Raw genomic sequence first — 8,994 nt, forward strand, 5'->3', positions numbered from 1 at the left:
GGCGAGGCCCGGCCCGTCCCACCGTGGGAACCCAACTCCGAGGAAGACCGTCGACTCGATCAGCACGCCCGGCACCTCATTGAGCTACGGCAATTCGTCGAACCGTTCACCACCGCAGCGGCAGTCCGGTGCTCGACGAGCGACCGCGTCGCCAACCGCATCACGCCCGGCGCAACAGCACCGCCTTTTCGAACGGCAACCGCGCGAAGATGGGCCGCCACAGCCCGGTGACCGACGGTGCGGCCTCCGCCTTCGACACCACGCGGGGGTCGACGAGATCGATCGTCCTGCCGTAGCGCTGAATCCTGCCGCCGCCGGCCGCGGTGATGTTCTTCAGCCAGTCGCGGTTGGGCCCGTAGGTGAGCAAGATCGCGACGCCGTCCTCGGTGCTGAACACCGTCAACGGCGTGCGGAACTGCTTGCCCGATTTACGCCCGACGTGCTCGAGGATGCCAAACGTCGGCGCCCAACCCGCCCACAGCCGTTGGATCGGGTTGGTGACGTGCCGATTGAACCTGGCCAACCATTGCGGTAGTTGCATGCAAACCATCAAACTCTTAGGTCATGGCCTATCTCAAGCCTCCGTGGTTCACCGCCAAGATCTTCAACAGGATCGCGATGGCGACCGGGATCGGCAATAGCGAAACGCTGACGGTGACCAAGCGGGTCAGCAAGCAACCTCAAGAGATCCCGGTGGTCGTGCCCGACGTCGACGGGGTGAAGTACCTGGTCTCGACGCGCGGCGAGACGGAATGGGTGCGCAACGTCCGCGCCGACCCGAACGTCACGGTCGGCAAGTCCAGGTACGTGGCCGTCGAGGTGCCGGTCGAGCAGAGGGCGCCGATCCTGGCCGTGTACCGACCGCTGGCCGGCAAGGTCGTCGATGGTTACTGGCGCCAGTTGCCCGACGACGCCGATCACCCCGTCTTTGCCCTCACGCCAGCTACCTAGCGTTCATGATGTAACCCGAAGGCTGAAGCCCACAGCTGGACCGTCACGTGAACTGGAGTAAGCACATCCTCGACCCGCCCACACGCCGCCCGCCCCTCGGTGCGACGGTCGCGACGACCGACGTCGGTGCGTTGCCGTTGGCGCCGAAGAATCCTTTGCCGATTCGGCAGTTGGTGAAGGCGGTGCGGAATCTCGACAAGGGGCAGGAACCGATCCGCGACGCCGGTGGCCCCATCACCCGCGTGCAACTAGGCCCGAAATGGGCGGTTCCGCCGCTGGTGGTGGTCATGTCACCCGACGGGATCCGCGACGTGTTGGGGCGCAACGACGCCTTCGCCGAGCGATGCATCGTCCACGACGAAGTGCGGTACATGGCGGGCGACAGCCTCTTCGTCCTGCCCAACGAGCAATGGCGTCCGCGCAAGCGCGCACTGCAACCGGTGTTCACCGTTCAGAACGTTCGCTCCTTTGGCGGCCACATGTCACGGGCGGCGCAGACGTTCGTCGACCACTGGCGCGACGGCGGTGAATTCGACCTCGACGTCGAGTGCCGCCGACTGACCATGCGGTCGCTCGGCCGCTCGGTTCTCGGCATCGATCTCAACGAAAGCGCGGAGGTGATTGCCGAGCACATGCACGTCGCGTCCTCCTACACCGCCGATCGCGCACTGCGGCCGGTGCGTGCTCCGCGATGGTTGCCGACTCCGGCGCGCCGCCGCGCCCGTGCGGCGGTGGCGGCGATGCGCCAGGTCACCGACGACATCCTGCAGGCGTGCCGAGCCGATCCGACCCGTGACGCACCGCTCGTTCACGCGTTGATCGCGGCCGCCGACCCGGAGACCGGGCAGCCGATCTCCGACGACGACATCTGCAACGACCTAATGATCTTCATGCTGGCCGGTCACGACACGACGGCGACGGCGCTCACCTACGCGTTGTGGGCGCTGGGGCACCATCCCGACGTGCAGGACCGCGTTGCCGCGGAGGCTGCCGAGATCGGTGATCGGGAGCTGACCCCTGCGGACGTGTCCCGGCTCGAGTACACCGTTCAGGTACTGCACGAGGCGTTGAGGCTGTGCCCGCCAGCGGCGGGGGTCGGTCGGCTGGCCGTGCGCGACATCGCCGTCGACGGCTACCGCGTCGAGGCGGGCAGTCTGGTGGCCGTGGGTATCTATGCGCTGCATCGGGATCCGGCGCTGTGGGACCGTCCGACGGTGTTCGACCCCGACCGATTCAGCCCGGACAATGCCAAGGGCCGCGACCGCTGGCAGTTCATCCCGTTCGCAGGCGGCGCACGGTCGTGCATCGGGGAACACTTCGCGCGTCTGGAAACGACCCTCGCGCTGGCCACCATCGTTCGGTCTACCAAGATCCGATCGTTGGGCGACGACTTTCCCGTCGAGGTGCCGTTCACCACGGTCGCCAAGGGGCCGATCTGGGCACGTGTCGAACCGCGAAGCTGAAACCCAGGTGCCTGCCGACTTGGGTCTCTTTGCGGGAACCGATCTTTCGAGCCGCGTCGAGAGGGCAGATCGGTCACTCCCGGAATTCCGCCGACGCGGGGTCCAAGCGTCCCTGCTCGCCACCCGCCTGGCGTCCGCCGCCGCCGCAGGCCGCGACTTCGCAGTCGTGACCACCGGGCCGGGTTCGAAGTCACAGCAGAACGTCCAGCGGTTGGGCTTTCAACTTCTCTATGCCCGGGCCATCCTCGTCGGGAGTCGTCACTGACCAGGGGCCCATCTGGGCCGGTCTCCGTGCGCGAAGGCCACGCCCGCCGGTTCCCACTACACCCTGTAGTTGACGCCGGGGGGCTGGCTGGGACACTGGTGGCCATGCAGAGCACTGCCGTCTCCGCGAAGCTGTTCGCCGAAGCTGTCGCCGTGATCCCCGGCGGGGTGAACTCGCCGGTCCGGGCGTTCGCCGCCGTCGGCGGCACCCCGCGATTCATCACCAAGGCCAAGGGCTGCTGGCTCACCGACGCCGATGGCAACCGCTACGTCGACCTGGTCTGTTCCTGGGGGCCCATGATCCTCGGTCACGCCCATCCGGCGGTCGTCGAGGCCGTGCAGCGGGTCGCCGCCGACGGACTCTCGTTCGGTGCGCCGACCCCGGCCGAGACCGACCTGGCCCGCGAGATCATCGGCCGCGTTGGCGCCGTCCAGAAGGTGCGGTTGGTCAACTCAGGCACCGAAGCGACCATGAGCGCCGTGCGCCTGGCCCGCGGGTTCACCGGACGTGCGAAGCTGATCAAGTTCTCCGGCTGCTACCACGGCCACGTCGACGCGCTGCTCGCCGATGCCGGCTCCGGCGTCGCGACCCTTGGCCTGCCGTCCACCCCGGGCGTCACCGGGGCCACGGCCGCCGACACGATCGTGTTGCCGTACAACGACATCGCCGCCGTCGAGGACGCCTTCGCTCAGTTCGGCGACGAGATCGCTTGTGTCATCACCGAAGCCAGCCCGGGCAACATGGGCGCCGTACCGCCTTTGCCCGGCTACAACGCCGCACTGCGGCGCATCACCGCCGACCACGACGCGCTGCTGATCCTCGACGAGGTGATGACCGGCTTCCGGGTCAGCCGGTCCGGCTGGTACGGGGTCGATCCGGTGGAGGCGGACCTGTTCACGTTCGGCAAGGTGATGAGCGGTGGCCTGCCCGCCGCCGCGTTCGGCGGCCGCGCCGAGGTGATGGACCGGCTGGCCCCGTTGGGCCCGGTGTATCAGGCCGGCACGCTGTCGGGTAACCCCGTCGCCATGGCCGCGGGCCTGGCCACGCTGCGCGCCGCCGACGACGCGGTCTACGCCAAGCTGGACGCCAACGCCGACCGACTCTCGGCTCTGCTATCCGGAGCGCTCACCGATGCCGGTGTGGCACATCAGGTTTCGCGGGCGGCGAACATGTTCAGCGTTTTCTTCTCCGACGAGCCGGTCACCGACTTCGCCTCGGCGAAGGCCACCGACACGTGGCGCTTCCCGCCGTTCTTCCACGCCCTGCTCGGCGCGGGCGTCTACCCGCCGTGTAGCGCATTCGAGGCCTGGTTCGTGTCCGCCGCACTGGACGACGACGCGTTCGACCGGATCGCCGCCGCCCTGCCCGCCGCGGCCCGCGCTGCCGCCGAAGCCGAGAGGCCGGCATGACGGTCACGACGACGGTGCACGTCATGCGGCACGGCGAGGTGCACAACCCGGACAGGGTTCTCTACGGGCGCCTGCCGGACTTCCACCTGTCGGAACGTGGACGAGCGCAGGCGCAAGCGTCCGCAGACTGGTTGGCGGACAACGACATCGTCTATCTGGTGGCCTCACCCCTCGAGCGAGCGCAGGAGACGGCGGAGCCGATCGCCAAGTCGCACGGGCTGACCGTCGACACCGACGACGACCTCATCGAGTCGTGGAACCACTTCGAGGGCGAGAAGGTCGCGCCGGGCGACGGGGCATTGCGCGACCCGAGGAACTGGCCGCTGCTGCGCAACCCGCGGAAACCGTCGTGGGGTGAGCCGTACGTCGAGGTCGCGGCGCGGATGCAGGCGGCGCTGCATCGGGCCCGCATCCGCGCGGAAGGCCACCAGGCCGTGTGCGTCAGCCATCAGCTTCCCGTCGAGACGCTGCGCCGGTCGATGACGGACCGGCACCTGCACCATCTTCCGTTGCCGCACAGCCGGTTGTGCAATCTCGCCTCGCTCACGTCGTTCACGTTCTCCGGCGACAAGCTCACTCGATGGGGCTATTCGGAGCCCTGGGGTCTGTAGTGAGATGGCTGGTGATGTCGATCGTGTCGGTGGCGGTGCTGCTGACCGGCTGCTCCACCGGTGACGACGCGGTCGCCCAGGGCGGCACGTTCGAGTTCGTCGCCCCCGGCGGCAAGACCGACATCGTCTACGATCCGCCCAACAGTCGCGGCCGCCCAGGGCCGATCTCCGGGCCCGAGCTGACCAACCCGTCCAAGACCGTCTCACTCGACGACTTCGCGGGCAAGGTCGTCGTGATCAACATATGGGGACAGTGGTGCGGCCCCTGTCGATCCGAGATCCCCGAGCTACAGAAGGTCTATGACGCGACCAAGGCCGAGGGCGTTGCCTTTCTCGGCATCGACGTACGCGACAACAACCGCGACGCTGCGGTCGACTTCGTCGTCGACCGCAAGGTCACCTTCCCGTCCATCTACGACCCGGCGATGCGCACCATGATCGCCTTCGGTGGCAAGTACCCGACCACCGTCATCCCGTCGACCCTGGTGCTGGACCGCCAGCATCGCGTCGCCGCGGTCTTTCTGCGCGAGTTGCTCGCCGAGGACCTCCGGCCGGTGGTGGACCGACTGGCCGCCGAAAAGGACACCCCGGCATGACGGGCTTCGCCGAAACCGCTGCCGCAGGACCCCTGCTGGTGGCGCTGGGCATCTCCGTGCTCGCCGGGTTGGTGTCGTTCGCGTCCCCGTGCGTGGTGCCGCTGGTGCCGGGCTATCTGTCGTATCTCGCAGCGGTCGTCGGCGTAGAGGACGAGCCAGGACTGGGGACCCCATCGGCAGATAGAGGAGTCGCGATCCGGACGGCACGGCTGCGGGTCGCGGGCGCCGCCGCGCTGTTCGTGGCGGGGTTCACCGTGGTGTTCGTGCTGGGCACCGTGGCGGTGCTCGGGCTGACCACCACGCTGCTCGTCAATCAGCTTCTGCTGCAACGCATCGGCGGAGTCGTCACCATGCTGATGGGGCTGGTGTTCGTCGGCTTCGTCCCGGCGCTGCAGCGCGAAGCCCGGTTCACGCCGCGGCGGCTGTCCACCATCGCCGGCGCTCCGCTGCTCGGCGCGGTCTTCGCGCTCGGCTGGACGCCGTGCCTTGGCCCCACGTTGACCGGGGTGATCGCGGTGGCGTCGGCGACCGAGGGCGCCAACGTGGTGCGCGGCGTCCTGCTCGTCATCGCGTACTGCCTTGGGCTGGGAATCCCGTTCGTGCTCTTGGCCTTCGGGTCCGCGCGGGCGGTGCAGGGGCTCGGCTGGCTGCGTCGCCATACCCGGGGCATCCAGATCTTCGGCGGCGTGCTGCTGATCCTGGTCGGCGCCGCGCTGGTGACCGGGATGTGGGCCGACTTCATCTCCTGGGTGCGCGACGCGTTCGTCAGCGACATGCGATTGCCCATATGACCACGTCCCCCCCGCGAACAGACGCAAAAGTGCCCAAAAACCGGCGTGTCGGAGCACTTTTGCGACTGCTCGCGGCGTACGCGAGGAACACCTGGCGCACATTGACCTCGATGGGCACGGCGTTGGTGCTGTTGTTCCTGCTGGCGCTTGGAGCCATCCCCGGCGCACTGCTGCCGCAGCGCAGTCTCAACGAGGCCAAGGTCGACCAGTACATCGCCGACCACTCCGTGATCGGTCCGTTGCTGGACCGGCTTCAGGCGTTCGACGTGTTCTCCAGCTTCTGGTTCACCGCGATCTACGCCCTGCTGTTCATCTCGCTGGTCGGCTGCCTCACGCCACGGCTGCTCGAGCACGTTCGCAGCGTGCGCGCGCAGCCCGTGGCGGCGCCGCGGAACCTGGCCCGGCTGCCGAAGCATCACGCCGCCGAGGTGGTCGGGGACGCCGACACCCTCGTCGCCGACGTGACGCAACGGCTGCGCGGATGGCGGCGCATCACTCGACACGAGGGCGAAATCACGGAGATTTCAGCGGAGAAGGGCTATTTCCGCGAGTTCGGCAACATCGTGTTCCACTTCTCGCTGCTGGGACTGCTGGTCGCGGTGGCCGCAGGCAAGCTGTTCGGTTACGAGGGCAACGTCATCGTGATCGCCGACGGCGGCCCTGGCTTCTGCTCGGCGTCCCCTGCGGCATTCGACTCGTTCCGGGCGGGCAACACGGTGGACGGCACGTCGCTGCACCCGATCTGCCTGCGGGTCAACGACTTCGATTCGCAGTACCTGCCGACGGGTCAGGCGCTGAGCTTCGCCGCCAACGTCGATTACCAGGCCGGGGCGGACCTGAACACCGACACCTGGCGGCCGTACCGGCTCGAGGTCAACCATCCGCTACGGCTCGGCGGCGACCGGATCTATCTGCAGGGCCACGGTTACGCGCCGACGTTCACCGTCACGTTCCCCGGCGGCCAGACCCGCACCTCGACCGTGCAGTGGCGCCCCGACGATCCCTTGACGCTGCTGTCGTCCGGGGTGATCCGCGTCGACCCGCCGGGCGGCACGTATCCCGACGAACGCGAACGCCGCAAGAACCAGATCGCCGTGCAGGGCTTGTTCGCCCCGACCGAGCAGCTGGACGGCAAGCTGCTGTCGTCGAGCTTCCCTGCCCTCAACGATCCCGCCGTGGCGATCGACGTCTACCGCGGCGACACCGGCCTGGACACCGGCCGGCCCCAGTCGCTGTTCACGCTCGATTCGCGGCTCATCGAGCAGGGCAGGCTGAAGAAGCAGTCTCGGGTCAACCTGCGGGCCGGCGAGTCGACCCGGCTCGACGACGGCACCACGATCCGGTTCGACAGCGCGGTGCCGTTCATCAACGTGCAGGTCTCGCACGACCCGGCGCAGGTGTTTGTGCTCGGGTTCGCGTTGACGATGATGGCCGGCCTGCTGGTGTCGCTGGTGGTGCGGCGGCGCCGGATCTGGGTTCGTATCGAGCCAGCCGGGCCGGGTACGGTTAGCGTCGAGCTGGGCGGCCTCGCGCGCACCGACAACTCCGGCTGGGGCGACGAGTTCGAGCGGATCACCGGGCGGCTGCTGGAAGGCCGGGACGAGGCCGGGCCCAAGGGAGAGGATCGGCGCATGAACACCCAGCGAGAAGCGAAGCGGGATCGCGCATGAACCCAGAGCACATCGACATCGGGCTGGCCCGATACTCGGATTGGGCCTTCACCTCGTCGATCGTGGTGCTGGTGGTCGCACTGGTGCTGCTCGCCGTCGAACTCGCCTACAGCCGCGGCCGCAAGGTGGAGCACCGTGAACTGGTGGCCGCAGGCACCGGAACCAACACCGTCGCCGACGCCGACGCGCCGGGACGGGTGCTCGACACCCCGAAGCGGCCGGTCGACGAACGCATCGGGCGGTCCGGGCTCGCGCTTGTCTACGTCGGGATCGCCATGCTCGGGGTCTGCATCCTGCTGCGCGGGTTCGCCACCGCGCGGGTGCCCTGGGGCAACATGTACGAGTTCATCAACCTGACCTGCTTCTGCGGTTTGGTTGCGGCGGCGATCATGCTGCGCCGCCCCCAGTACCGGGCGCTGTGGGCGTTCGTGCTAGTGCCGGTGCTGATCCTGCTGACGGTGTCGGGCCGGTGGCTCTATGCCAACGCCGCGCCGGTGATGCCCGCGCTGCAGTCATATTGGCTGCCGATCCACGTGTCCGTGGTGAGCCTGGGCTCCGGGGTGTTCCTGGTCGCCGGCGTGGCCAGCATCCTGTTCCTGGCCAAGATGTCGCCGTTGGGCGCCCCGGACCGCGAGGGCAGGCTCGCCGGCATCCTCCAACGGCTGCCCGACGCCCAGACGCTTGACCGCATCGCCTACCGCACGACGATCTTCGCGTTTCCCGTGTTCGGGTTCGGGGTGATCTTCGGAGCGATCTGGGCCGAGGAGGCGTGGGGCCGTTACTGGGGCTGGGATCCCAAGGAGACGGTGGCGTTCATCGCCTGGGTGATCTACGCCGCCTACCTGCACGCCCGGTCGACCGCGGGCTGGCGCGACAAGAAGGCCGCCTGGATCAACGTGGCCGGCTTCGTCGCGATGGTGTTCAACCTGTTCTTCATCAACCTGGTCACCACCGGGTTGCACTCCTACGCCGGAGTGGGCTGACCTTGAGTTCTGCGCCAGGCCAGCACCCGGCGGCCGAGCCCGGGTTCAGAGCGCAGCAGCGCTTCAGCGATCCCGCGGAGACCGTGCCGCCGGAGTGGACGGCACCGACCCCGCCGCACGGCCTGCCGCTGGCGCAGATCGTCGCCGAGCTGAACGAGCAGCCGATCTCCGCAACGGAGCCTGTCGCGCCGCCGCCGCACTTCGACCTGTCGACGGTCGCATTGCTCGGTCAGCCGAAGCGCACGCCGTCGGGGG

General features: G+C 68.4%; 9 protein-coding genes and 2 pseudogenes. 10 read left to right on the plus strand and 1 reads right to left on the minus strand.

What is annotated here, in order from left to right:
• Nucleotides 1–160: 160 nt before the first annotated feature.
• Complete coding sequence (locus QOC69_RS32155) at nucleotides 161–541, minus strand: nitroreductase family deazaflavin-dependent oxidoreductase (RefSeq protein WP_526446545.1); 381 nt, start codon at nucleotides 539–541, stop codon at nucleotides 161–163.
• Between the two features lie 23 nt (nucleotides 542–564).
• On the opposite strand from QOC69_RS32155, the gene QOC69_RS32160 reads away from it, so the two are divergent.
• The 10 genes and pseudogenes from QOC69_RS32160 to QOC69_RS32205 form a co-directional block, all read left to right on the plus strand.
• Nucleotides 565–951 (plus strand): nitroreductase/quinone reductase family protein, encoded by a 387-nt coding sequence (locus QOC69_RS32160; protein WP_526446546.1) that lies wholly within the window; start codon nucleotides 565–567, stop codon nucleotides 949–951.
• A gap of 131 nt (nucleotides 952–1,082) precedes the next feature.
• A complete protein-coding gene (locus QOC69_RS32165; RefSeq protein WP_526446552.1) occupies nucleotides 1,083–2,414 on the plus strand; it encodes a cytochrome P450 in 1,332 nt (443 codons plus the stop codon).
• 88 nt (nucleotides 2,415–2,502) lie between these two features.
• Nucleotides 2,503–2,679: pseudogene (locus QOC69_RS32170) on the plus strand (GNAT family N-acetyltransferase); the annotation flags it as partial.
• 104 nt (nucleotides 2,680–2,783) lie between these two features.
• Nucleotides 2,784–4,088: a glutamate-1-semialdehyde 2,1-aminomutase gene (hemL, locus tag QOC69_RS32175; RefSeq protein WP_526446547.1), complete on the plus strand. Its 1,305-nt coding sequence runs from the start codon at nucleotides 2,784–2,786 to the stop codon at nucleotides 4,086–4,088.
• Nucleotides 4,085–4,699, plus strand: coding sequence for a histidine phosphatase family protein (locus tag QOC69_RS32180; protein ID WP_526446548.1), 615 nt, complete (start codon nucleotides 4,085–4,087; stop codon nucleotides 4,697–4,699). The genes hemL and QOC69_RS32180 overlap by 4 nt, the downstream gene beginning before the upstream one ends.
• A 14-nt stretch (nucleotides 4,700–4,713) precedes the next feature.
• The gene (locus QOC69_RS32185; protein ID WP_526446553.1) at nucleotides 4,714–5,295 is read left to right on the plus strand and encodes a TlpA disulfide reductase family protein; all 582 of its coding nucleotides are present in this window, start codon (nucleotides 4,714–4,716) and stop codon (nucleotides 5,293–5,295) included.
• Nucleotides 5,292–6,086, plus strand: coding sequence for a cytochrome c biogenesis CcdA family protein (locus QOC69_RS32190; RefSeq protein ID WP_526446549.1), 795 nt, complete (start codon nucleotides 5,292–5,294; stop codon nucleotides 6,084–6,086). The genes QOC69_RS32185 and QOC69_RS32190 overlap by 4 nt, the downstream gene beginning before the upstream one ends.
• 110 nt (nucleotides 6,087–6,196) lie before the next feature.
• The gene (resB, locus tag QOC69_RS32195; protein ID WP_526446550.1) at nucleotides 6,197–7,756 is read left to right on the plus strand and encodes a cytochrome c biogenesis protein ResB; all 1,560 of its coding nucleotides are present in this window, start codon (nucleotides 6,197–6,199) and stop codon (nucleotides 7,754–7,756) included.
• A complete protein-coding gene (ccsB, locus tag QOC69_RS32200) occupies nucleotides 7,753–8,739 on the plus strand; it encodes a c-type cytochrome biogenesis protein CcsB (protein WP_526446551.1) in 987 nt (328 codons plus the stop codon). The genes resB and ccsB overlap by 4 nt, the downstream gene beginning before the upstream one ends.
• Before the next feature lie 2 nt (nucleotides 8,740–8,741).
• Nucleotides 8,742–8,994, plus strand: a pseudogene (locus tag QOC69_RS32205) (MinD/ParA family protein); the annotation flags it as partial.

It is taken from the genome of Mycobacterium sp. (assembly GCF_032162105.1).
Classification (GTDB): Bacteria; Actinomycetota; Actinomycetes; order Mycobacteriales; family Mycobacteriaceae; genus Mycobacterium.